The organism is Amycolatopsis sp. cmx-4-54, assembly GCF_046548895.1.
Taxonomy (GTDB): Bacteria; Actinomycetota; Actinomycetes; order Mycobacteriales; family Pseudonocardiaceae; genus Amycolatopsis.
This window is the reverse complement of the sequence record NZ_JAEBEJ010000015.1, coordinates 64,809-91,357: the sequence shown is the minus strand read 5'-3', so window position 1 is coordinate 91,357 and position 26,549 is coordinate 64,809. Positions and strand designations below refer to the sequence as shown.

Below are 26,549 nucleotides of genomic sequence, written 5' to 3'. Positions count from 1 at the left end.
AGTGTACAAGCGTATTTTGTCCTGCGCGCTTTGCGCCGCGGCGCTGTTCTCCGGGACGATCGCCGTTCCGTCGGGACTCGCAGCCGAAACCGGGGTACACGCCACGGCAGCGGCGATGACGCCCGGCGAGATCGCCCGCTGGGAGGTTCTGAGCTACGCCAGGTACAGCGTCCACAGCACGGTGAAGACCGACGCGTGGACCGCTCTGCTCAGCGAAGACCCGGAGGCGGCGTCCATCGAGTTCCTCCGCTATCCCGGCGGCGGGCTCGAATACGCGACACAGCGGGCACTCAACCGCGACGAAGGCAACAAGCGATTCCTCCGGCGGCTGCTGGAGACCCATCTCCGGGCCTACTCGCCGGAGGTCCACGACGCGGCGAACCTCTATTTGACGGCGACCGCGTCCAAGCGGGAACAGTTCTGTCATGGTGGCGGTTACGAAGCCGCCAAGGCGCGGGACCAGAAGTTTCGCGCCGAACTCGGCGAACAGAAGCGCGCCCTCGTCGAGGAGGACCGCCGATACGTGCGGATGCTCGCCGACCGGGATCCGGGTACCCAGGTGAGATTCGCCGCGGCCTACGCGGTCCGCGAGGGATCGACCGACGACGACCTGACCGACTTCTTCGCCTGGGGCTGGGCACAAGGCGCGCGGCTGGACATCGAGACCTTCCGTGAAGGGATGCTGCGCGACAACCGCCAATGGCAACTGACGATCGCCCAGTTGATCGTCGACGCCGAAGCCGCCGAGAAGGCCGCGCGGGAAATCGAAGGCGAAGCCGGCAAGGAGGCCCGTGACCAGGCCGCGGCCGCCTGGCGCAAGGTCGGCACCGAAGTTTCGCCGGTGCGGTCGAAATGGGAAGAGGCGAGGGACTTCGCCCAGCAGCAGGCGGAGACCTGGCACGCCATCCTGCTCGCCGCGCAACAGGCCGCGCAGAACCCCAACTGGAAAGCGATCATCGATCCCGCGAGGACGGCGGAAGGCGATTGGACGGACAACCGGTCCCTCTCCGGCGAAAACGTCGCGTACTGGGAGTCGTTGCTGCGGAAGGCGCTCGAAGGCGAGCAGCGGATCAAGAACCCGAGCTGATCATCCGCCGCCCGGCTTTCCCGCGGCGGCTTCCTCTCGAGAATAGGTGACTGGGGTATGCGAAGAACGTCCATGTCAAGGCCATGGTTCAGCCGTGGCGTAGCGGTGGCCGCCGTCGCCGCCGTGTTCGCTGGGCTGCTGGGCGCACCGGCGGGTGCGGCCGAAACACCTCCCGGCCAGGGTGTGCCGCCCGCCGTGCCCACCGCGGAACCCGATATCGAGTCGACCACCGTTCCCCCGGCGTCACAGCGGGACAAGGTGCTGGCCGTCGAGGCCATCGAGGTCGGCGAGGCGACCGACGATTGGCTGAGGCTCTCCGACAAGAACTTCGTCTTCAAGGTCTACGAGAAGATCAGCCTCGACAACTTCCCTCGCACCAAGGCGGAAGCGTCCCGGATCTACAGCCTCACCGTCGCCGACGCCTCGGCGTTCATCCGGACCGGTATCCACGAATTCGTCCAGCGCGACCACGACGAGAAGATCCTCCGCGACATCGAACGGCGAGACCGGATCGGCGCGCGGATGAAGGCACTGGAGAACGCCCGCATCATCCCGCTGGACCCCGTGCTGCTCGACCTCACCGACCGCAACTTCGTCTTCCAGGTCGCCAGCCGGGCCAAGAGCGGCTCCAAGGTCCAGAGCGGCGCGATGACCGCGTACAAGGGCGACGCCGCCGCTTGGAAATCCTTCATCGAGGTCACCATCCTCGACCTCGCCGAGCAGGACATCGTGGAACACCTGGAACGCCTCCGGCAGGAGAACGCCGAGAAGGCGGCCAGGGAGGAGCGTGACATCAAGCGGCGCACCGCCGTCGCCGAGATCCCGGCCACCTTCCAGAATGTCTGGCTGGACGCCGAGAACGACGTCTTCATCCGTGAGCTGCTGCGGCTGCCCGAACTGGCCAACCCGGCGAACATCGAGATCAAGGACGCGGCGGAGCGCGCCTCCCGCAGCACGGACCCGGCAGTGTGGAAGGCCTTCATCGACACCGGGCTCAAGGCGGCGGCCGGACGGGACAAGGCACGCCGTGAAGCGCAGGAAGATCAGGCCAACCGCGACGCCGTCCGGCAGCTCAAGGTCCGCGCGGAGAACAGCGGCCTGCGGCCGCGGCTGGTCGCGGCGGCCAACGCGGCGCTGGCGGGCAACCGCGACGCGGTGATCACGTTCTTGCGCACGGGCCAGTACGAGGTACTGACCCAGTCGTTCGGGACCTACACCCCCGGCGTCCGGGGCTGGCACGTCTACAGTGCCGGAGGCGACGCGTGGATCACCACCGGGAACCCCGGCACCGACGGAACCAAGCCGTTGCCGAACGCGACCTGGAAGGTGGCGGGCGGCCTCGCCGACCCGCTGTGTTATTCCCTGGAGTCCACCGACCGCGCCGGGAACTACCTGCGGCAGCAGGATCTGCGGGTCAAACTGCACGGCAACGACGGCACCGACCAGTTCAAGAAGGACGCCACCTGGTGCCCGCGGCGCAACGGCGCCGAGGTCCAGCTGGAATCGAAGGCGCACCCCGGCCGGATTCTGCGGCATATCGACGCCCAGCTCTGGATCGCCCAGCAGGGCGGCGGGAACTGGTTCGACACCGACCGGCTCTTCACCGAAGACTCGCACTGGCTCGTGGTCGCCCCGAACCCCGAAGTGTCGACGCCACTGATGCTGGACTGGTTCAACAACGACGGCCTGCGCGGGCTCGCCGGAACTCCGAAGGCGGCGGAAGTCCACGACGCGGGGGTCCGGTTCCGCGAGTTCACCAACGGCCGCCTGTACTGGGGCCCGGAAACCGGCGCGAAGTTCATCAACGGCGAGATCCTCACCCGGTACCTGAGTCTCGGTGGGCACAAGTGGCTGTTGCCGAGTACCAACCAGGTCAACGGGACCAACCGGTCGATGATCAATTTCCACGGCCATAACATGGCGATCTACTGGACGCCGTCGACCGGAGCCAGATTCGTGATGGGTTCCATCCGGGACAGATGGAATTCGCTCGGCGCGGAAAACAGCAGGCTCGGCTTCCCGACCAGCGACGAATTCACCATCCCCATCGGCCGTCAAAGCAACTTCGAGCACGGCTACATCACCTGGAACTCCAGCACTCACGAAATACTCGTGTTCATGCCCGCTTTCGCGAACTGACCGAATTCGTCCCTGCTCCGGCCGGGGGCCTGGGAAACGCTCCCACGCCCCCGGCTGGCCTTTTCGCCTGAACAAAGGTATCCGAAATGCGAAGATCATTGACAGCCGGCAGGCGACCAGCCGGCAGTGTCGCCGTCCTGACCGCGGTGACCGTGCTGTGCGGCCTGTTCACCCCGGCCACCGGGTACGCCGCTCCCCCGGCACCGTCGAGCCCGACCATCGAGGCACCCGCCCCGCCCGTCGCCGAGGCACCGGTCCCCCGGGAAAGCCCGGACGCCGCGGCGGCCGAACTGCCGAGCGCGACCGAAACCGAAAAGGTACGGGCGGTTTTCGAGATCGAAGTCGGTGAAGCCACCAAGGAATGGCGCGACGCCACCGACATGAATTTCGTCTTCAAGGTCTACGACAAGATCAACGCGACGAATTTCCCGGTCACCAAGGCCGAGGCCTACCGCGTCTACAAAGTCATGCTCGACAACAACACCGCCCCCGACGCCACGGCGTTCATCCGCACCGGTGTCTTTGATTTCGCCGCCCGCGACCGCGTCGAACGGCAGCGTCGTCAGGAGGCCTGGGACCGCACCGTCCAGCTACGCCGGGAAATCCTGATCGACGCCGACATCGTCGGCTTCGACGACGTCATGCTCAACGACAACGACCAGATGTTCATCTACAAGGTGTATCAGAAAGCGAAACCGGAACAGCCGAAACTCAAGCAAGGGGCCTTCGACGCGTTCGGCGGTGACGCGGCGGCGTGGAAGGACTTCATCGAGAACAGGATCCGGGCGCTGAATCACCAGGACCAGCTCGACTACCTCGACCGGTTGAACCAGGAGAACCAGGAGGCCGCCCGCAGGGAAGCCGCCAGGATGGCGAAGAAGGACGCCTGTGACAGGGTGCCCGTCATCGCCGTCGCGGCCTGGCTCGACCTCGCCGACGACGACTTCATCCGCGAACTGCTCAAGACCCCGGAACTCGCCGACCCCGCCCACCGCGAGATCAAGGACGCGGCCATCGTCGCACTCGCCGGGGTGGCGGCCGACTGGGACCGGTACATCAGGACCGGGGTCGCCGAGGCCCGTGCCAGGGACGACGCCAGGATCCTGCGGGAGCGGGAGGAGGCCGACCGGCAGAAGGTCCGCGACATCAAGGCCAAGGCCGACGCGAGCAGGCTCCGTCCCCGGCTCGCCGCGGCGGCGGGCGACGTCGCCGCGAACGGGACCTGGGACCAGGTCAAGGACTTCCTCGCCAAGGGCCAGTACACCGTGCTGGAACAGGCGTTCGCCGGAGTCACCGCCGGGAGGCGAGGCTGGCACGTCCGCAGTGCCGGCGGCGATGCCTGGGCCACCCCGGGAACCCAGCCGTCGAATGTCGTCACCGCACCACTGGGCGACGCCACCTGGAAGATCGTCCCCGGGCTCGCCGACCCGAACTGCTTCTCGCTCGAATCGGCCACCCGGGTCGGCAGCTACCTGCGCATCGCGCCCAACCTGCGGGTCCAGCTGGCGGGCAACGACGGCACCGACGTCTACAAACTCAACGCCACCTGGTGCGCCAAGGCGGGCAGGGACGGCAATCCGACCAACGTGACGCTGGAGGCGAAGGCGCATCCGGGCCGCTTCCTGCGACAGTACTGGGGCGAGCTCTGGGCGGCCAACGGTCAGAGCAAGGAGAACAACTTCGACACCGACGGCAACTTCGCCGCCGACATCAGCTGGATTCCCGTCGGTCCCAACCCTGCGATCACCACGAAGATCGACGAGCGCTGGCTCAACGAGGACTGGTGGGGCTGGAACGGCCTCGGCCCGCAGACCCAACCGGAAAACATCTTGAACGGCATCCGGTACAAACGCTTCCAGAAGGGTGGCGCCTTCTGGTCGGCCCAGCACGGCGTGGTTCGGATAATGGACCCGCTGCTCAACAAGTACCTCGAATCCGGCGGCCGGAACATTCCGGGATTCATCCCCAGCGGGGACACGGGATACCTGCCCGACGGGAAGGGCATGCGCAACCTGTTCGCCGGCCCCAGAGGCATCTGGTACCACCCGAGCATCGGCCCGAAGCTGATCTACGGGGCCATTCTCGATCGGTGGGCGGCACTGCAATACGAACGAAGCAGGCTCGGCTATCCCACTTCCGACGAAGTGGATTTCCCCGGCGTACCCGGTAAACGCGTGAGCTACTTCCAGAACGGAAGGATCGAACACACCGCCGCCGAAGGCGCGAAAGAGTACTACAACTGACAATTCCGAGGTGCCTTGCCGGGTACACCGGCAAGGCACCTCATGCACCCCGCAGTAGTTCTTTTCACCGATACCTGGGGGTTCTGATGTCGAGAACGAGATACCTGCTGAGAACGTTCCTTGTCTTCTTGGCCACCGCCGTACTCGCCGGGCTCATTCAACCGGCGCCCGCGATGGCGGCCGACGATCCACCGACCACGCCACCACCGACGTCTCCGGCCCGTCCCCTGCCGGAAGACCCGTACCGCAGCTGGGACGGCCGATCGGGCGTACCCGCCCTGGTGGGCAGTCCCGTCGTCCGGCAGATCATCGCCGATCACGCCGAGCTGGCCGAGGAACCCGAAGTACGTGAGGCCGCACGCGCGGCGCTCGCCGCGAACACCGAAGCGGCACTGCACGAATTCCTCGAAACCGGTCTCGACGCCGCCAAGGCGAGGGCCGCGACGAGGGAAGCCGAGACCGCGCGCCAGAACCGGGCCACCATCCAGGCGATGGCCGGCACCGGCGGGCCGATCTTCAACGCCGAGGTCACCCGGGTCCTCGCTGGAAGCGATACCGACCGCGAGCAGTTCCTCGCCTACGGCAAGGAGATCGCGAAGGAGCGCGACACACAGATCGCGGCGGGCGGCCAGGCACGCGCCGAACAGCTGCGTGCCAGGGTCACGGCGCTGCTCGCCGTCGCTGGGCATCACGTGAAGACAGCGGCACAGGCCGCGCTCGACGCGGGTGACGCGGCGATCTCGGCGTTCCTCGACACCGGCTACCTCGCCGCGGCGAAACGGGACGCCGACGAGCGGGAAAAGCAGATCCGTGATCAGGAAGCCGCGGCACGGGCCGCCGAGCAGCTGAGCGACCTCGCCAAGCGGGCCGTGCGGGCGATGACCGCGCGGCGGAACCTGATGGTGGCGCACGGGGACGCGCTGCGCGCGCTCCAGCGGATCGCGAACGCGATGGTGCTCGCGGGAAACGAAGCCCGCAAGGCCAAGCAGATCCTGGACGCGAACGACGCGGCGGGCAACCATCCGCCCGACTCCTTCGCCCTGGTCAAGGCCGAGGCCGCCCGTCAGGTCGGCGTCGCCCGCGACGCCGCGGCCGACGCCGTACGCGCGGCGGAGCAGGCGGGCGTCCAGGCCGCCGAACTGGTCGCCGTCGGACTCCCCTACGGCACTCAGTGGGCCGACATGGCGAGAGGAATGAACGCGGCCGGGCAGGCGGCGGTCCACGCCTCGGAGACCGCACAGCACGCGATCGACGCCACCGAAGCCACCGACCAGGCGCGCAACGCCCAGGAACGCGCCGAGAAACATGCCGAGCAGGCGCACCGCTGGGGTCTGCACGCTCAGGAGCACGCGACCGCCGCCGCACAGGTGGCCGAAGCGGCGCGAGTACAGGCGGTGGCGGCCAAGGACGCGGCCGTCCGCGCCAAACAAGCTCGCGAAGAGGCCGAAGCCGCGGCCAACGCCGCCAAGGCCTCGGCCGAACGCACTCGCGCGCATCGCGAGGAAGCGGAACGGCAGCGGGACAAGGCGAAGAACGCCCGAAGGGTCGCCGAGGCCGAGCGCACCAACGCGGCCGCCGCCCGTCAGCGTGCCGACCAAGCGGCCGCGGAGGCACGTCGTCACCGTGGTGAAGCCCAGCGTCAAGCCGGCATCGCCAACGACTCCAACCTCCGCGCGCAGGAGCAGGAACGGCTCGCCGGTGAAGCCGAGCAGCGAGCGGTGGACGAGGAAGGGAAAGCGAAAGTCGCTCGCGACGCGGCCTTCACCGCGGAACGGCTGAAGCAGAGCGCGCAGGCGAAAGCGGACGCGCTGAACGCGGCCGAAGCCGCCGCACGGGGGACCGCCGCGGAGACCGACGCGAAGAACGCCGCCGCCGCGGCGCGGACCGAGGCCGGCAACGCGACCACCGCGGCCACCTCGGCCCGCGACGCCGCCAATCGGGCGACCGGCGCCGCCGTGGTCGCCAGGCAAGCGGCGGGCGAGGCGACCAGGGCGGCGGCACGTGCCCGCGCCGCCGCTCAAGAAGCCCGTGCCGCTGCCTCCGCGGCCAACCACGCGGCCAACCTCGCCGAGTCCTCGGCCGCGGAGACCCATCACCATGCCACCCAGGCCAACGTGAAGGCGGCCGAGGCGACCGCTGAGGAAACCAAGGCGGCCGAGGCGGCACGGAACGCGGTCCAGCTCGCGGAACAAGCGGCAGGCGAGGCGATGCGTTCGCTGATGGCGGCGGAACGTACCCGTGCCGAGGCCGACGCCGCGTTCACCGAGTCGGTCTCCGCGGCCACGCAAGCGGATATCGCACTGCGGGCGTCGACCGCCGCGCGGTCGTCGTCGAGCGCGATCACCGATCCGGCCAACCGGGCGATCACCGTCGTCGCGCCGTATGCGGGTTCGGACCTCGACGCCGATTTCGTCGTCCTCGTCGCCAACCAGGCCAGGGCGGTCGGTGCCGAGCAGGCACAAGCGGCCCGCGACCGGGCCGCCGAGGCGGCACTGGCCGCGGAGAGGGCCGCCGAGGCCGCGGCCCGGGCGCAGAAAGAAGTGAAACCCGCGTTCGAAGCGGCGTCGCGGGCAGCGGCTTCAGCCGCCGCGGCGGCGAACTCGGCAGCCGAAGCGCAGGAAGCGGCAGCCGCCGCCGCGGCCGAAGGCGCGCTGGCCCGCGCCGCGGGCGAACGGGCGAACGCGTCGGACGCGGCCGCCCGCGCCGACGCGCAGACCGCGCGTGCCGCGGCCAACGAGGCCAACGCCGACGCCGCCATCGCCGGCCGGAACGCCGCGGCGGCGGAACGTGACGCGCAAGGGGCACGGGACGCGGCATCGCGGGCCGAACAGGACGCCCGACTCGCCAGGGACGCGGCGACCGCCGCCGAAGCCTCGGCGGCCGAAGCCAGGGCCGCGGCCGACCGAGCCGAAGAACACGCGCGCAACGCGGCCGCTGCCGCGGAACGGGCACGGCAGAGCGCGACCGAAGCTCAGCAAGCCGCCGACCGTGCGGAGGACCAGCAACGCAAGGACGAAGAGGAAGCGAGACGCCGCGCGGCAGCGGAAACGGGGGCGGGTCTGCCCGATCTGACCCAAGAAGAAGTCGCCATGCTCTCGACCACCGAATTCGGGCGGATGCTGCTGGACGAGTACCGCCAGGCCGCCGAGCAGTCCAAGAACGGCGGCAGTGTGACGTCGTTCCTGGTGGAGATCGGGGCCGAAGTCCTGCTCGAGGTGATCGGCTGGCGCGACGCGGAGCGGTGTTTCGGCGAAGGCAACATCGAGGCCTGCATCTGGACCGTGGTCAACGTCGCGTCGATCGTCGTCGTCTTCCTGAAGCTGCCCAAGGTGGCTTCAGCGGTCGTGAAGATCATCCAGAACATTTCCAAGTTCTTGAACAAGTCCGCGATCTTCCGCAAGATCGGGGACAAGGTCAAGCCGCTCTTCAACTCCATCCGCAAATGGTGCAACCGGATCAGCCAGATACCGGCCACCGCGAAAACCTCGGACCTCCCCGATTTCACCTGCGGGCTGGTGGATCACGGTGACAGCGGAGGGACATTGCCGAGTATCGCGCTGGATTATCGGATCGGAAACGGCTACGGAACGAGCAGGAACGTCGCCGTCGCCTACCTCCCCGGTTACAAGGACCCGAACGGGAAGCTCCCCGACGGCTACGTGGCGGGCAACAGCAACGACGCCGGCCGCCACTCCGAGCAGCACATCGTCGAGCAGGTCATCGAGCATGGTTTCGAGCCCAAGGACATCAAGGGCCTCTACAGCGAACGGGAACCTTGCCCCGACTGCAAACGGGACTGGGTGAGCAAGATGGCGCCCGACCTCAAAACGTCCTTCTCGGTACCGTGGACCGGTGACCCGGAAATCGACAAGATCTACAAGGGAAGCCTGATCGACATGATCAAGAAGTCCTACAAGAGGCGCGGCCTCTTCTCCGCTTCGGCGACAGTCGCCGAACCAGAACCGCGCGTCTTGGTGGGCAGCGGAGCAGGCGGATGACTTCGCCCCGCCGCGTCCGCCCCGCCGAACAGGAACGGCTGCTCGCTCTGGGTGGCCGGACCGAAGCCGTGTTGCGTGCGGCGGGGTTCCCGGTGATCGTCGAGCCCGACCCGGACGATCACCGGGACGCCGGAGGCGCTGTGCTCGAAGTGGACCTCTTCGAGGGCGCCTGCGGGGTTTGGGTCGACTGGGTGGTGGCAAGACCATGGCGTGATGAGGCCTTTCGGCTCCTGGTGGCCGGTGAAAAGGAGAATCCCCGGGTGCGGCAGCAGATCGCGGTCCACGCCGCGATGAGGACGGCGCTCACTGCCGTCCTCACCACCGCGGGACTGACCGTCGTCCCCAGCGACGACGACCTCCGTCCCTTGGAGCTCAAGGTCACCGGCTGACACCTTCACCCTTCCCTGTTACGGGTGAAGGCCCCTTTCCTTCAACTCTGCCGAGGGAAAGGGGCCTTCACCCGTGTCTCCCGGGTTAGCGCTCGGAGGTGATCTCCTTGCGCTCGCGGACAGCAGTCTTGACGATCGTTCGCCTGGATCAACCGTGCGGACGGGTCCGGCGCGTCCGGGTCGCGTACGCGGTCGGTGAGTCGGAAAGTACCGCCGAGCGCGCCGGGTCCCGGCCGACGGCCCGATCGAGCGCGCGCTCGATCGGGCCGTCGGAAACTGGCGGGGCAATACCGGCGACCACAGCTGCAACATCAGTTCAGTGCGCCGGGGCGCCTGCTGAGATCGAAGGAGCCGAGGAGAGCCGTGCGGTGCCCGGTGCGGTCACCGCGCCGGGCACCGCGACCGGTCATTCGGCCGCCATGCGCTCCCTCAGGCTTCGAGGGCGCATGTCCGTCCAGACCTGGTCCACGTGGTCCATGCACTCCTGGCGGGTGCCCGTCTTGCCATCGGGACGCCAGCCCTCGGGAATCTCCTTGTCCGCGGGCCAAAGCGAGTACTGCTCTTCGTCGTTGATCAGGACCTGGAACGTGGTGTCGTCGTCCATCGGTTCTCTCTCCCTAATTTACGGTGGTTTCCACTTCGGATGGTTCGGAGGTGACGGAAAGCCCGCGCAGCGTGCGGTTGAAGGTGGTGAGCAGCGTGACGACCGCGATGGCGCCCGCGCACGCCAGGACCGCGGTGGAGCCGGGCAGGAACTCGACCAGCCAGCCGCCCAGCGCGGGGCCGAGCGCGGCGGCCAGGCCACCGGTCACTCCCAGCACGCCACCGAGACGGCCGCGCAACTCGTCGGGTGTGTTGAGCAGCTGGTAGGTGCTGATGGCCGTGTTGGCGGCGGGCGGCAGGAAGGCGATTCCCGCGAACAGCAGGCCCATGAGGTATCCGTTGTGCACGAAGATCGCGAGCGGTGTCAGGACGGTCAAAGCCCAGAACACGCCGGCGATCAACAGATACGGGCTGAACCTGCGGTACAGGACGGGCGCGGCCAGCGCACCGAGCACCCCGCCGCCGCCGAGCATCGCGGCCATGACGCCGATCTCACCGGAGGGCATGCCCCGGCCATTGGCGAGCACGATGATCACCAGGTAGTAGGCCGAGAAGAACAGGTTGAGACCGACCACGCAGAACGTCGTGACGCGCAGCCGAGGTTGCCGCCACACCCACTTCAGTCCTTCCGCGATTTCCTTGCCCAGATGCGCGGGCGGCCGGGAAGCGGTGGTCCGGCGGACCGGGAGGCGGACGAAAAGCAGTGAAACGAAGGCGAAGAGGTGGGTCACGACGTCGAAGACGAACGGCACGAACCGGCCGAAGGAGAACAGGAACCCGCCGAGCGCGGTACCCGACAGCTGCCCGGCGCTCGTTCGCGCGGCGTTCAGCGAGACCGCCGACGGGACCTGGTCGGCCGAGACCAGCAGCGGCAGGCTCGCCTCCTCCGCCGGCTCGAACAAGGCGCGGCAGACCCCCATCACCACCGCGACCGCGACCAGGAGACCGACTCCGGCCGTGTCCCACCACAGCGTGAGCACGAGCGCGGCGGCCGCGATCGCCTGCGCGGCCTCGCAACCGAGCATGATCCGCTTGCGGGACCAGCGGTCCGCGAGCGCGCCGGCGGGCAGCCCGGCGACCAGCTGGGCGATCGCCACCGCGCCGACCACGAGTCCGGATTGGACACCGGAGCCGGTGATCGCCAGCACCACCAGCGGAAAGGCGATCATGGTGGTGCTGAACCCGGCCTCGGAGGCGACCTGTCCGGTCCACAGGAGACGGTAGTCGCGATTGTTCCGCAGCCCGCTCACGTCTCGTCACCACGGCAGTCGGACGCGATGGCGCGCAAGGCGTCGGCGAAGTCCGCGGCGACGGCCGCCACCGTGGCCCGCGTGTTCAGGTGTGGCTGGTAGTACCAGGAGAACTCCAGCCGACCGTCCCGCACTCCGCCGACCACTTCGAGCACGTGCGGCGGGCGGTTCTCGGGGTCCTGTTCGCGCCCGAGTGGTGCGTGCGCCCGGCGGTAGAAACCGCTCCCCTCGCTCGCGTGGTCACCTTGGCCCAGGTAGTTGAACGCGACCTCCGGAGCCGTGTCACCGAGTTCCGTGACGCGGAGATACCGCAGGGCGCCGTAACCGAAACCGTTGCCGGGCAAGGCACGCAGCTGCTTCCGGGTCGCCTTGACGAGTTGCCGCCAGCCCGCCGAGTCGTCGACCATGAGCCCGACGGGGAACAACGTGGTGAACCATCCGACGGTCCGGGAGAGGTCGACGTCGTCGAGGATCTCCTCGCGGCCGTGGCCCTCCAGATCGACCGCGACGGCGGATTCGCCCGTCCAGCGGGTGAGCGCCCTGGCCAGCGCGGTCAGCAGGACGTCGTTGATCCGGGTCCGGTAGGCGCCGGGGGCCAGGTGCAGCAGGGCGTCGGTGTCCCGCTCGCCGACCTCCACGGTCACCGATTCCGGTGGCGCGGGCGGAACTCCGGTGCGGTCGCGCGGAATCGTGCGACCGGGAAGCTCACGCGACCAATGCCCGAGTTCACCGTCCAGTCCGCCGGCTTCGACGAACTCGCGCAGCCGGTGCGCCCACTCGCGGAAGGACGTCGTCTTGGTGCCGAGGTCGGTCTTCTCACCGGCTTCGATCTGCCGGTACGCGCGTTCGAGGTCTTCGAGCAGGATGCTCCACGACACCGCGTCGACGACCAGGTGGTGCGCGGCGAGCAGCAGCCGGGGATTCTCCGCGCCGTCCGGTTCCGTCAGCACCGCGCGCAGATGCGGCGGCCGTGCCAGGTCGAAACCGGCCTGTGCGTCTTCGGCTTCCTCCGCCAAGTCGGCCGCGGGCACCTTCTTCAGCACCGGCCTCGGCTCCGGCGGTTCGTTGTACTGCGTCCACCCCGCCTCGGTCCGCTCGAAGCGCAGACGCAGCGCGTCGTGCTGGGTGATGACGGCGTCGAGCGCGAGCCGCAGCGACTCCTCCTCCACCGGTCCGGCGAGTTCGACGAGCACCGACTGGTTGAAATGCGCCGGGTTGGCCGGTTCGGAGGCGAAGAACCACCGCTGGATCGGGGTCAGCGGAACGTCACCGACGACGGCCTCGCGGTCCGCGTCGGCGGTGTCCACCGGTTTCACCACCGTCGCCAGCTCGCCGACCGTCTGGTGGGTGAACAGGTCCTTCGACCGGATCGCCAGCCCGGCCTGCCGGGCACGGTGGACGACCTGGATGCTGAGGATCGAGTCACCGCCGAGATCGAAGAAGTTGTCCGTGGCGCCGACCCGGCCCAGGCCGAGGACTTCGGCCCACAGGTCCGCGAGCACCGCTTCCGTCTCGGTGCGTGGCGCCACGTGGCCCGCGCTCTGCGCCCAGGACGGGTCCGGAGCAGGGAGCGCCGCGCGGTCGACCTTGCCGTTGGGTGTGATCGGGAGCGCGTCCACGGGTACGAAGATCGACGGCACGAGGTAGTCGGGCAACGTCTCGCCGAGGAAGGCCCTCGGCTCCGCCACCTCGCCGACGACGTAGGCGACAAGCCGTTTGTGGCCACCGATCTCACGAGCGACCACCACCGCGTCCCGTACGTCGGGATGACGCCGCAACGCCGTCTCGATCTCGCCGAGTTCCACCCGGAAGCCGCGGATCTTGACCTGCTCGTCCACGCGGCCCACGAACTCCAGCGCGCCCCGAGCCGTCCAGCGGACCAGATCGCCGGTCCGGTACATCCGGCTTCCCCGGTCACCGAAGGGATTCGCCGCGAACCGGTCCGCGGTCAGTCCAGGACGGTGCAGATAGCCGCGGGCCAGTCCGGTGCCGGAGACGAACAGCTCGCCGGTGGTTCCGATCGGCACCGGCCGCAGCGCGGTGTCCAGGACGTGGACCTCGGTGTTCGGGATCGGCGTGCCGATCGGCGGTGGCCCGCCCGGGGTCAGCGGCTCGCTCCACGAAGTGACCACAGTGGACTCCGTGGGCCCGTACGCGTTGATCATCCGCCTTCCGGGCGCCCACCGGTCCACCAGTGCCGCCGGACAGCTGTCGCCGCCGACGATCACCGTGCGGAAGCCGGGCAGCTCCACCTCGGGGACGGTGGCCAGCGCGATCGGCGGGATCAGCGCGTGGGTGACCCGCCGCCGGCGCAGGACGTCGGCGAGGTGGGTGCCGAGCAGCGGCCCCTCGGGCGGGACGACGAGCGCGGCGCCGGCGGGCAGGGACAGGCACAGTTCCAGGATCGAGGCGTCGAAGCTGGGCGAGCTGAAGGCGAGCACACGATCACCCGGCCGCACCTCGCAATGCTCGATCTCGGCGGCCGAGAACGACGCGAGCCCGGCATGGGTGACGACGACGCCCTTGGGCCGCCCGGTCGAACCGGACGTGTAGATCACGTACGCGGGCTGCGCCGGGTCGACCCGGACACCGAGGTCGGTGTCGTCGTATCCGGCCGCGTCGAGTTCGCCGTCCACCACCAGGACGGGGTCGGCGTCCCGCAGCATGAACTCGATCCGTTCGGCCGGATAGCCGGGATCCACGGGCAGGAACGCGGCGCCGGTCTTGGCGACGGCCAGTTCGGTGACCACGAGCGCCACCGATCGCGGCAGCCGGACGGCCACGATCCGCTCGGGCCCGGCGCCCCGCTCGGCGAGTGACCGAGCCAGCCGGTTCGCCCGCGCGTTCAGCTCGGCGAAGGTCAGCGAACCGGCGTCGGACACCAGCGCGGACGCGGTGGGGGTCCGGCGGGTCTGTGCTTCGACGAGTTCGGCCAGGGAGGCGGCCGGGATGTCGCGCGCGGTGTCGTTCCAGGTTCGCAACCGGTCGAGTTCGCTCCGCGGCAACGACGGCGAAGCCGCCATCGGCTGGTCCGGCTCGGCGGCGAGCGTGGTCAGGAGCGCCCGCAGCCGCGCGATCAGCCGTTCGATGGTCTCCGCGTCGAACAGTCCGGTGTTGTAGTTGATCGCCCCGTGCACCGTGTCGCCGTCCTGCTCGAACTGCACGAGGAGGTCGAAGGGGGCCGACACCGCGGGCAGTGCGACCTCCCCCGCGACGAGTGTGCCGGACCCGGGCCGGTCACCGGTGTTCTGCAGGACCACCATGGCCTGGAACAGCGGGGTCCGGCTCGGGTCGCGGACCGGTTGCACGGCGTCCACCACGCGCTCGAACGGGATGTCTTGGTGGTCGAAGGCGTCGAGCACCACAGACCGCACCTGGGCCAGGAGGTCACGGAACGAACGGGCGGTGTCCACAGTGGACCGCAGGGTCAGGGTGTTGACGAAGAACCCGACGAGGCGTTGCAGTTCGGCGCGTTCCCGCCCGGCGGTCACCGTGCCGACGGCGACGTCCCGCTGGCCCGCCCACCCGGCCAGCAGGACCTGGCAGGCTGCCACCAAGGTCATGAACAGAGTGCCGTCGTGGGCGGTGGCCAGCTCCCGGAGCTTCGCGACGACATCGGCGGGAAGCTCGAACCCCATCCATTCGCCCTCCGTCGTGCGCACCGCCGGCCGGGGACGGTCGGTGGGCAGCTCGAGGGGTTCCAGTCCGGCGAGACGCTCCCGCCAGTGGTCCAGCTGGCCGGTGAGTTCGGGCCCGTCGAGGAGTTCGCGTTGCCAGGACGCGAAGTCCGCGTACTGCACGGGAAGCTCGGGCAGCTCCGGGGCCTCGCCGCGGACGAGGGCGGTGTAGACCTCGTCGAGTTCGGCGGCCAGCACACCCGAAGACCAGCCGTCGGTGACGATGTGGTGCAGCCCCAGCAGCAGGACGTGCTCTTCGGACGTCCGCCGGAAGAGCCGTGCCCGCAGGAGCGGCCCGGTGCGCAGGTCGAACGGGCGCGACGCTTCCCGTGCCAGCACGTCTTCGTTGAACTCCTCGACCGGGAGGTCGACGCCGTAGGGCTCGTGCACGACCTGGACGCCGCGGCCGTCGATCGCGTCGAACGTCGTGCGCAGCGACTCGTGGCGCGCCACCAGGAGGTCCAGCGCCTGCTTGAGGACCGTGACGTCGAGTTCCCCGCGGAGCAGCAACGCCGTGGGCGACAGGTATTCGGCGCCACCCGGCTCGAACTCGTCGAGGAACCACAACCGCTGCTGGGCGAAGGACAACGGCAAGGCACCGTCGCGGGCCACGATCGGGATCGGCCGCGCTCCGGCCCGCCGGTCCGGCAGCGCCGCGGCGAACCGGCCGAGGGTCGGTGCGGTGAACAACGCGCGCGGCGAGACGTCGACGCCCAGTTCCGTTCGCACCCGCGACGTGATTCGCATGCTGAGGATCGAGTCCCCGCCGAGTTCGAAGAAGTTGTCCGTCACACCGATCCGGTCGAGTTTCAAGACCTCCGCCCAGATGACGGCGACACGGCGTTCGGTGTCGGTCCGCGGCGCCACGTACTCGGCCGCGGCGTCGCGACCGGGCGCCGGGAGCGCTCGCTTGTCGACCTTGCCGTTACGCGTCAGGGGAAGGGCGTCGAGCGCGACGAACGCCGACGGGACGAGGTGGTCGGGCAGGCGGTCCCGCAGCCAGTCCCGCAGTCCTCGGGTGTCGCCGACGACGTACGCGACGAGGCGTCCGTCGCGGGCGGCGACCGTGGTGTCGGTGACCGCCGGGTGCTGCCGCAGCACGGCCTCCACCTCGCCGGGTTCGACCCGGAACCCGCGGATCTTGATCTGTTCGTCCACGCGGCCGAGGAAGTCGAGCCGTCCGTCGGTGGTCCAGCGCACCCGGTCGCCGGTGCGGTACATACGGGTGCCCGGCGGGCCGAACGGATCGGCGATGAAGCGGTCCGCGGTCAACCCCGGGCGGCCGAGATATCCGCGGGCGAGCTGGACACCGGCGAGGAACAACTCCCCCGGTATGCCGGCCGGGACCGGTGTCCCGGTGGCGTCCAGGACGTAAGCCCTCAGGTTGGGCAGCGGGCGGCCGATCAGCGCCCGGCCCCCCGTGACCGGGGTGTGGACGGAGTCGACCGTCACTTCGGTGGGGCCGTAGTAGTTGTACGAGGTGACGCCGGACGCCACCAGCTCGCGCCACAGCCGCTCGCCGGTCGCCTCACCGCCGACGAGGACCGTGCCGGGCCGTTGCTCCCCGCTCAGCAATCCGGCCTCCAGCAGCTGCTGGAGATACGTCGGGGTCAGGTCCATCAGGTCGATCCGGTGGTCGCGGACGTAGCCGACAGCGGCGTGCGGATCGAGCCGGGTGTCGTCGTCGAGTACGTGCAGCTCGTGCCCGTCGACCATGGCGAGAAGCGCTTCCCAGGACGTGTCGAACGACAACGACGCGGTGAGCGCCACCCTGCGGCGCTCCTCGGTGAGGAAGACGCGGCGGTGCGCGGCGAGCAAGTTCATCAAGCCGCGGTGATCGATGACGACACCCTTCGGTGTCCCCGTCGAGCCGGAGGTGTAGATGACGTACGCCGCGGTGTCCGCGCTCGCCCTGGTCGCGGCCGAGGTCGCGGGCCCCGGGTCCGTCCCGTCCAGGACGACGACCGGTCGCGCGTCCTGAAGCAGGAACCGTTTCCGGTCCTCCGGAAGGCCGGCGTCGATCGGCAAGTAGGTAGCGCCCGCCTTGAAGATCGCGAGGATCGCGATGACGGCTTCGGCCGAACGGGGAAGTACGACGGCGACCACCGTCTCCGGACCCGCACCCCGGGCGGCCAGGTGTCCCGCCAGTCGCGCGGCGCGGGCGTCGACCTCGGCGAAGTCCAGCACGGTGTCACGGAAGACCAGCGCGGTCTCGTGCGGCACCCGGGCGACCGTCGCCTCGAAGGCGTCCAGCACCGTGCCGGACGGCACGTCGATCAGCGGACCGCTGCCCGAGGACAGCAGTTCGCGCCGTTCGGACGACGACAGCGGCGAAAGCGCGTCGAGGCGGCACCGCGGGTCCGCGGCGATGGCACGGACGAAACCGGCGAGCTGGTCCGCGAGACGGCTGACCGTGTCCGCGTCGAACAGCCGCGGGTCGTAGGAGAGTTCGAGCCCGAGCTTGTCGTGCAGGTAGGCGGTGAGATTCAGCGGGAAGTTCGTCGTGTCGAGCGATTCGACGTCGAGCACGCGCACGTCGGCCTGGCCGCTGTCCTCGATCGGGTAGTTCTCGAACACCACCACGCTGTCGAAGAGCGCCGTACCGGCCGGGACGGCCGTGAACGCCTGCAGTTCGGACAGGGCGAGGAAGTCGTAGCGGCGCGCATCGGCCTGCGCCGCCTGGGTTTCCCGCAGCCAGTCGAGCGCGAGTTCCCCGCCACGGACCTCCACGCGCGCCGGGACCGTGTTGATGAACATGCCGATCATCGACTCGACACCCGGCATGCCCTCCGGGCGGCCGGACACGGTCGTGCCGAACAGGACGTCGTTTTCCCCGCTGTAGCGCGCGAGCAGCAACGCCCACGCGCCCTGCACGATCGTGTTGACCGTGAGCGCGGCGGACTTCGCCGTCTGGTGCAGCTTCGCCGACTCCTCCGGGGAAAGCTCGACCAGGACCGCCTCCGCGGACTCCGCCCGGTGCGCTTCCGTCGGCCGCCGATCGAAAGGCAGCGGGGTCGGGGTGGTGAACCCGTCCAGGACGACGCGCCAGTGCGCCTCCGCCTCGGCCCGGTCCTGCGCGGCGAGCCAGGCCAGATAGTCGCGGAACGGGCGTCGCGGGACCAGCCGCGCGGGGCGGCCTTCCACGATGGCCGCGTACTGCTCGCACACTTCACCGAAGACCTGGGCCGCACTCCAGCCGTCGAGCAGGACGTGATGCGAGGTCCACACCAGCTGCACCTCGTCCTCGGCGAGCCGGGCGATCGCCAGCCGCATCAACGGTGGCGCGGCCAGATCCATCCCCGCCGCCACGTCGTCGGCGAGCAGCTTCTTCAGTTCCCTGCCCTGCTCGTCCGGGGTGAGCGCGCGCCAGTCGTGGTGCCGCACCGGGACCACGACCTCGCGATGGACCCGCTGGACCGGCTCCTCGATGCCGTCCCAGGCGGTACTGCTGCGCAGGATCGGCGTGCGGTCGACCACGCGCTGCCAGGCCTCGGCCAGCGCGTCCGGCCGGCTCACGCCTGCCAACCGAAGCCGGAACTGGTCGAAATAGGCGGTCGATCCGGTGTCGACCAGGCTGTGGAAGAGCATGCCCGTCTGCAACGGCGTGAGCGGGTAGATGTCCTCGACATCGCGGCCGTCGCCGGCGAAGCGGTCGACGTCCGCCTGCGAGAGCCGTGCCAGCGGGAAGTCCGACGGCGTGCGCCCACCACTTTCGGCGCAATGCGCGATGATCCCGCGCAACGCGCCGAGCATGGCCTCGGCGACCGCGCGCACGGTGGCTTCGTCGTGCACCTCGTCGGAATACTGCCAGGTGAGATGCAATTCGCCGGCTTCGACGACGCCGACGACGTCGAGCAGATACGGACGGACGCTTTCCGGATCGCTGTCGTGTCCGAGGGTTTCCCCTCTTCCTCGGAGCCAGCCGTCGGCAGGGCTCCCCATGTCCCAGCGGCCGTGGTAATTGAAGGAAATCCGCGGTTCGAGGGCCGCTCGCAAAGCGGAACCCGGTGTTTCGTCGCCGCTCGAGTAGCGCAAAGCCCCGAATCCCGCGCCTTTCGCCGGAACCGCGCGCAGTTGCTCCTTCACGGATTTGAGGACGTCGCCCCAATCTCCTTCGGGCACGCCGAGCGAGAGCGGGTACTGCGCGGTGAACCAGCCGATCGTGCGCGAAAGGTCCAGCGAGCCGGCGATCTCTTCGCGACCGTGGCCCTCCATGGCGATCACGACCCGAGACCGGCCCGTCCAGTGAACCAGCGCCCGGCCGAGCGCGCTCACCAGCACGTCATTGACCTCGGTGCGGTACGCGCCGGGTACGTCGCGGAGGAGCGCGGTGGTCTCGGCCCGGCCAAGTGACACCGAGACACCGCGCTCCGACTTCACGGTGTTGCGCCCCGGATGGTCAACCGGAATGTCCGTCCGAGCTCCGCGAAACTCAGTTTCCCAGTACCCGATTTCCTTGTCGAGTCTTCCCATTTTCACGTGTTCGCGCAGCGAACGAGCCCAATACGTGAACGATGTTCGCACCGGCGCCAGGGTTTCTCCCCGATACGCGCGTTCGAGGTCGGACAGCAGGATCCGCCACGACACCCCGTCCATGACGAGATGGTGGGCGGTGAGGAACAGCTGCGGAGCCCGGTCCCGGAAGGTGAACAGCACCGCACGCCACAGCGGCCCGGCGGTCACGTCGAGCGACGTCTGCGCCCGCACCGCCTCGGTGTGCATGGCGGCCGAGACATCGTCCACTTCGGACAGGTCCACCTGTCTCAGCAGGTCGTCCGCACCGACCGGGGCGGGTTCCTGCACCCACTTCCCGGCCGAGCGGGAGAAACGCATGCGCAGCGCGTCGTGGTGCTCGCCGACCCGGTTCAGCGCGGAGATCAGTTTCGATATGTCCACAGAGGACAGCACGACGTGCACGGACATGGTCAGCCGCCACGGCTCGTCCAGCCGCTCGAACAGCCAGGACTGGATCGGGCCGAGCGGCGCCGGCCCGGCGTCGTCCACCTCGACCTGTTCCATCGGTGCCTCAGTGCGGGCGACATGCGCGAGTTCGGCGATGGTCTGGTTGCGGAACAGATCCTTCGACGACAGCGTCAACCCCGCCTGCCGGGCCGCCGCGACGACCTGGATGCTTAGGATCGAATCTCCCCCGAGACCGAAGAAGTTGTCCTCGACACCGACCCGGTCGACGCCGAGCACCTCTGACCACACCCCGGCCAGTACGGTCTCGACGTCGGTGCGCGGGGCCACGTAACGGTTCTCGGTCCGGGCGCCGGGCTCCGGCAGCGCCCGGGTGTCGAGCTTCCCGTTGGCGTTGAGCGGCAACCGCTCCAGCGGGACGAACACGGCGGGCACCAGGTGCGCGGGCAGGGAGCGGCCAAGGAATTCCCGCAGCGCAGTCGTCCCCGGCACGGGACCGGTCAAGTAGGCGACGAGCCTCCGCGCGTCGCCGGTCCCGTGAGCGACGACGGCGGCCGCCTCGACGTCGGGATGCGCGACGAGCGCCGCTTCGATCTCACCGGGTTCGATGCGGAAACCGCGGATCTTCACCTGGTGATCGGCCCGGCCGCGATAGTCCAGCTCACCGTCGCCGGTCCACCGCAGCAGATCGCCCGTCCGGTACATCCGCGTGCCGGATCCGCCGAAGGGGTCCGCGACGAACCTCGACGCGGTCAGGCCGGGACGGTCGAGATAGCCGCGAGCCAGGCCCGCCCCGGCGACGTAAAGCTCACCGGTCACCCCGGGCGGGACGGGAGCGAGATCGGCGTCGAGCACGTAGGTCCGCAGGTCCGGGATCGGGACCCCGACGGTGGCCGTCCCGTCCGCTTCCAGCGCCCGGTACGTGACGTGCACCGTGGTCTCGGTGATGCCGTACATGTTCACCAGCCGCGGCCCGTCCGGATTCCGCCGGTACCACTCCGCCAGTCGTGCCGGATCCAGCGCTTCGCCACCGAAGATCACGTATCGCAGGCCGAGCTCCGGAGCCGGCAGCGTGCTCAGCCGGTAGAACGCCGACGGGGTCTGGTTCAGGACCGTCACCCGCTGTTCGGCGAGCAGCGCCACGAACTCCTCCGGTTCGCGGACCGCGTCCTGCGGGACGACCACGAGCCTGCCGCCGTGCAGCAGCGCGCCCCACAGTTCCCAGACCGAGAAGTCGAAGGCGTAGGAGTGGAAGAGCGTCCAGACGTCGTTCTCGTCGAAGCCGAACCAGTCCGCGGTCGAGGAGAACAGGCGGGTGACGTTGGCGTGCGGGATCAGCACGCCCTTGGGCACACCGGTGGAGCCGGAGGTGTAGATGACGTAGGCGGTGTTGTCCGGCTCGACCCGTACCCGCGGAGCGGTGTCGGGGCGGCCGTCCGCCTCGACGGAGTCGACCACGGACACCGGACGCGCGTCGGCCAGTGTCGCCTCGATCCGCGCCGCCGGATACGCCGGGTCGATCGGCAGGTACGCGGCCCCCGTCTTCAGCACGGCGAGCACCGCGACGACGAGGTCCGCCGAACGCGGCAGTCGCAGTGCCACCAGCCGCTCCTGCCCGGCGCCCTCTTCGATCAGCCGGTGGGCGAGGCGGTTGGCGCGCCGGTCCAGTTCGCCATAGGTCAGCTCCGTGCTTCCGCTCGTCACCGCGATGGCATCCGGAGTACGCGCCGCGCGCTCGGCGAACAGTTCGTGCAGTACGAGCGAAGGCTCCGCGTCCGCCTTACCGTTCCACTCGAGCAGCACCCGGTCGCGTTCGGCCGGGCTGATCCAGGGCTGCCGTCCGAGCGGCAGTTCCGGGGCCGTCGCGATGCCGTCGAGCAGGCGGCGAAGCCAGCCGGTCAGCCGTTCGATCGTGGCGGAGTCGAACAGATCGGTGTTGTAGTTGACGAGCGCGTCGAGCCGGCCGCCGGTCTCCTGGAAGTGGATCGTGAGGTCGAAACCGGCGGTCACCACGGGCGGCGCCAGCTCTTCGACGTCCAAGCCCGCCATCGACGGCCGGGTGTCCGGGGTGTTGTGCAGTACCACCAGCACCTGACACAGCGGGGTGCGGCTGGTGTCGCGCTCGGGCTGCAGGTCGTCGACGACCCGGTCGAAAGGCACGTCCTGATGCGCGAACGCGTCCAGCGCGGTGTCCCGCACGTCGTCGAGGAAGGCGTCGAACCCGAGCTTCAAGTCCACTGTGGACCGTAGGACGAGGGTGTTGACGAAGAACCCGATCATGCCTTCGAGGTCGGTCCGCTCACGACCGGAGACGACGGTGCCGACGGCGATGTCGTCCTGCCCGGACCAGCGGGCGAACAGCAGTTTGCTCGCGGCGAGCAGCGTCATGAAGAGGGTGCCGCCCTGGTGCCGGGACAGCTCCTTGAGCCGCGCCGTGGTCCCGGCGGGCACGCTGAATTCGTGCAGGGCACCGTTCTTGGTGCGCACGGCCGGACGGGGCCGGTCGGTGGGCAGATCGAGCGCGGGCACGCCGTCGAGGCGGTTGCGCCAGTAGCTGAGCTGGGCGTCGAAGTCCGTGCCTCGCAGCCGTTCCCGTTGCCAGACGGCGTAGTCCGCGTACTGCGCCGGCAACGGCGGAAGGACCAGCTCCTCGTCACGATGGAACGCGCTGTAGCACGTGGCCAGCTCGGCCAGCAGCACGCCGGAGGACCAGCCGTCGGTGACGATGTGGTGCAGCACGACGGTGAGCACGTGATCGCCGGGCGCGAGCCGGGTCAGCGCGACCCGCAGTGACGGCCCGCTGTGCAGGTCGACGGGGCCGGTCGCGGCGGCGAGGGCGCTGTCCAAGTCGCCATCGGTGACGGGCACGTCGACGGCGTAGGGCGGATGGATCACCTGGACGCCGCGGCCGTCGACGGTCGCGAAGGTCGTCCGGAGGGACTCGTGCCGGGCTACCAGCGTGGTCAGTGCGCGGTTCAGCGCGCCCGTGTCCAGCTCACCGCGCAGCCTCAAGGCCGTCGGCGACACGTATTCGGTGCTGCCCGGTTCGAATTCGTCGAGGAACCACAACCGCTGCTGCGCGAAGGAAAGCGGCGCCTCGAACCGGCCGCCGTCCCTGGGCAGCACCGGAATCGCCGCCTGCGGTGCGGTGCTCTCGGGCAACCGCAGGGCGAGGCGCGCCGGAGTGGGCGCGGTGAAGACGAGCCGGGCGGGCACCTCGGCGCCGAGCGCGTCCCGAAGCCGCGCGAGTACGCGGATGCCGAGGAGGGAATCGCCGCCGAGTTCGAAGAAGTCGTCGTCGACACCGACGCGTTCGACCCCGAGGACGTCGGACCAGATGGCGGTCACCAGCCGCTCACGGTCGTTCCGGGGAGCGACGTACGGCGTCGAGGTGGCGTGTCCGGGGTCGGGCAGGGCCCGCCGGTCCAGTTTCCCGTGCCTGCTCTGCGGCAACCGGTCCAGGCCGACGAACGCCGACGGGACGAGATGGCCGGGAAGGACGCGGTGCAACGCGGTCCGAAGCCGGGCAAGGTCGGCGTCGCCGACGACGTAGGCGACCAGCTTGCCGTCCCGCGCGTCCACGGCGGCGTCCGTGATCGACGGCTGGGCGCGCAGCGCCGCCTCGACCTCGCCGGGCTCGATCCGGAAACCGCGGACCTTGATCTGCTCGTCGAGGCGGCCGAGATGTTCCAGCCGCCCGTCGGCGGTCCAGCGGGCGCGGTCGCCGGTGCGGTAGAGCCGGGCGCCGGGCGGACCGAACGGGTCGGCGGTGAAGCGGTCCGCGGTCAGCCCCGGGCGGCCGAGATAGCCGCGGGCGAGCTGGGCGCCGGCGAGGCACAGTTCGCCGGGAACCCCGGCGGGTACGAGCCGCGACCCCTCGTCCAGGACGTAGGCGGTCACGTTGCCGAGTGGTCTGCCGATCACCGGCCGGTCACCGGTCACCGGCGCGCACGTGGCGTCCACAGTGGACTCGGTGGGCCCGTAGTAGTTGTGCGCCTCCGTTCCGGAAGCGGCGAGTTCACACCAGAGGTCACCGTCGAGGGCCTCGCCACCGACCATGAGGAACCTCGGCCGACGCTCTCCGTCGAGCAGCCCGGCGGGCAGCAGCTGCCGCAGGTACGACGGTGTGACGTCGAGGAAGTCGACGTGCTCGTCCCGCACGTAGCGGGTCAGCCCGTCCGGATCGAGCCGGGTCTCTTCGGTGACGACGTGCAGTTCGTGGCCGTCCGCCAGCAGGAGGGGGCCTTCCCACGACGTGTCGAACGACAGGGTCGCGGTCAGCGCGACACGCATCCGGTCGCGGCCGAACACGGCGCGATGGTTGGCGAGCAGGTTGACCAGGGCCGCGTGACCGACGACGACACCCTTCGGCGTGCCCGTCGAACCCGAGGTGTGGATGACGTAGGCCGCGTCCGACGGCTGTGGCGGAGCCGGTCGCGGCCGGTCGGGGGTGACCGCGAAGGTGTCGTCGAGGACCACTACCGGCCGGGTATCGGCCAGCAGCGTCCGGATCCGCTCGGGGGGCAGGCCGGGGTCGACCGACTGGTGCACAGCACCCGCTTTGAGCACGGCGAACAACGCGACGATCGCGTCGGCCGAACGCGGCAGCACCACCGCGACCACCCGGTCCGGGCCGGCGCCGCGCGCGGCCAGTTCCGCGGCGAAGCCGTCGGCGCGGGCGACGAGTTCGGCGAAGGTCAGCCGGGTGTCGCCGCAGACGAGCGCCGTCTCGTCCGGCCGGGTCTTCGCCTGGTGGTCCAGGAGGCCGACGATGGTCGTCGCCGGGACCTCCAGCCCGTTGCCACCCCAAGACAGCAGGCGGCGTTCTTCGGCGTCGTCGATCAGCGGCAGGTCGGCGATCGGGCGCCCGGGGTCGGCGGCGATTCCGGCCAGCAGCCGCAGCAGGTGCCCGATCAGGCCGTCGATCGTGGTGACGTCGAACAGTTCGGTGCTGTATTCGACGAGCCCGGCCAGCCTGCCACCGGATTCCTCGAACTCGATCGAGAGGTCGAAGTTCGCCGCGTCCCGGGCGACGTCCGCCGGTTCCACGGCCAGGCCGGGGAATTCGGGACCGTCGCCGGACGCGGAGTGCAGCAGCACCATGACGTCGAACAACGGGTTCCGGCCGGGGTCGCGGCCCGCCCGCACGGCGTCCACGACCGCGTCGAACGGCACGTCGTCGTGGGCGAAGGCGTCCAGAACGGTCTGGCGGGCGTGAGTCAGGTGCTCGGTGAAGGACACCGACCGGTCGACGGCCGAGCGCAGGACGACGGTGTTGACGAAGAAGCCGACGACCCGTTCGAGTTCCGGCCGCTCACGGCCCCGCACGACCGTGCCGAGCGCGACGTCCTCCTGTCCGGTGTAGCGGGCGAACAGCGCTTGGCACGCGGCGACGAGCACCGTGAACAGCGTCGTCTCCGACGAGCGCGCCAGCTCCGCGAGGCGGCAGGCGACCTCCGCGGGCACGGTGAACTCCCGTGTCGTGCCGTCGGTGCTCCGGACGGGCGGCCGGGGCCGGTCGGTGGGCAGCTCCAGCGGGACGACGCCGTCGAGGTGCGACTTCCAGTAGTCGAGCCCCGCTCCCCGGAGCGGCCGGTTTCGTTGCCATACGGCGAAGTCCGCGTACTGCACCGGCTGCGCCGGCAAGCGGGCGCGTTCGCCGTCGCGGTAGAGCAGGCCGAGTTCCTCGGTCAGCACGCCCATCGACGCGCCGTCGGTGGCGATGTGGTGCACGCACACCAGCAGCACGTGCTCGGTGTCGGTGAGCCGCAGCAGCACGGCGCGCAGCAGTGGCCCGCGGTTCAGGTCGAACGGCCGGGTGTACTCGGCGCGCAGGACGTCGTCGAGCTCGTCGGGCCTGACTTCCACGACGGGCAACGCGACCTCGTGGGGCGGCCGGACGTTCTGGAAGCCCTCGCCGTCGATCTCCTCGAAGGTGGTGCGCAAGGGCTCGTGGCGAGCGACCAGCAACCGCAGCGCGGTGGCCAGCGCGGCACGGTCGAGCGGTCCGGTCAGGCGCAGGGCGAACGCGCTGTTGTACTCGGGGTCGTCCGGCCGCAGCCTGCTGAGGAACCAGAGCCGCCGCTGGGCGGACGAGAGTGGGATCGGGCGGGAACGGTCGGCGGCGGCCGGGATCTCCGGCGCGGGTCCGGCCGTTCCCGCCATCCGCGCGCGCAGCGCCTCCCGCAGGTGGGCGGGCAGTGCCGCGATGCGGTCCTGTCGGGACGAGGTCATGGTGGCGTC

The 26,549-nt window shown here is 69.8% G+C and carries 8 protein-coding genes; 5 read left to right on the top strand and 3 right to left on the bottom strand.

The genetic code is table 11. The features are described from left to right. Position 1: 1 nt before the first annotated feature. From ACLJQ7_RS36570 to ACLJQ7_RS36550, 5 genes are all read left to right on the top strand, one after another. Complete coding sequence (locus ACLJQ7_RS36570) at positions 2 to 1,087, top strand: hypothetical protein (protein WP_410652741.1); 1,086 nt, start codon at positions 2 to 4, stop codon at positions 1,085 to 1,087. 72 nt (positions 1,088 to 1,159) lie between these two features. After that, a complete protein-coding gene (locus ACLJQ7_RS36565; RefSeq protein WP_410652740.1) occupies positions 1,160 to 3,226 on the top strand; it encodes an AbfB domain-containing protein in 2,067 nt (688 codons plus the stop codon). Between the two features lie 86 nt (positions 3,227 to 3,312). Beyond that, complete coding sequence (locus ACLJQ7_RS36560) at positions 3,313 to 5,469, top strand: AbfB domain-containing protein (RefSeq protein WP_410652739.1); 2,157 nt, start codon at positions 3,313 to 3,315, stop codon at positions 5,467 to 5,469. An 86-nt stretch (positions 5,470 to 5,555) separates the two neighbouring features. Further along, the gene (locus tag ACLJQ7_RS36555) at positions 5,556 to 9,467 is read left to right on the top strand and encodes a nucleic acid/nucleotide deaminase domain-containing protein (protein ID WP_410652738.1); all 3,912 of its coding nucleotides are present in this window, start codon (positions 5,556 to 5,558) and stop codon (positions 9,465 to 9,467) included. Further along, positions 9,464 to 9,856 (top strand): hypothetical protein, encoded by a 393-nt coding sequence (locus ACLJQ7_RS36550; protein WP_410652737.1) that lies wholly within the window; start codon positions 9,464 to 9,466, stop codon positions 9,854 to 9,856. The genes ACLJQ7_RS36555 and ACLJQ7_RS36550 overlap by 4 nt, the downstream gene beginning before the upstream one ends. A gap of 406 nt (positions 9,857 to 10,262) precedes the next feature. On the opposite strand, the gene ACLJQ7_RS36545 is transcribed toward ACLJQ7_RS36550, so the two are convergent. The 3 genes from ACLJQ7_RS36545 to ACLJQ7_RS36535 are packed head-to-tail and all read right to left on the bottom strand — an operon-like array spanning position 10,263 to position 26,540. Next, positions 10,263 to 10,460 (bottom strand): MbtH family protein, encoded by a 198-nt coding sequence (locus tag ACLJQ7_RS36545; RefSeq protein ID WP_034307901.1) that lies wholly within the window; start codon positions 10,458 to 10,460, stop codon positions 10,263 to 10,265. A gap of 13 nt (positions 10,461 to 10,473) precedes the next feature. After that, the gene (locus ACLJQ7_RS36540) at positions 10,474 to 11,709 is read right to left on the bottom strand and encodes an MFS transporter (RefSeq protein ID WP_410652736.1); all 1,236 of its coding nucleotides are present in this window, start codon (positions 11,707 to 11,709) and stop codon (positions 10,474 to 10,476) included. After that, the gene (locus ACLJQ7_RS36535) at positions 11,706 to 26,540 is read right to left on the bottom strand and encodes a non-ribosomal peptide synthase/polyketide synthase (RefSeq protein WP_410652735.1); all 14,835 of its coding nucleotides are present in this window, start codon (positions 26,538 to 26,540) and stop codon (positions 11,706 to 11,708) included. The genes ACLJQ7_RS36540 and ACLJQ7_RS36535 overlap by 4 nt, the downstream gene beginning before the upstream one ends. Between the last annotated feature and the right edge of the window lie 9 nt (positions 26,541 to 26,549).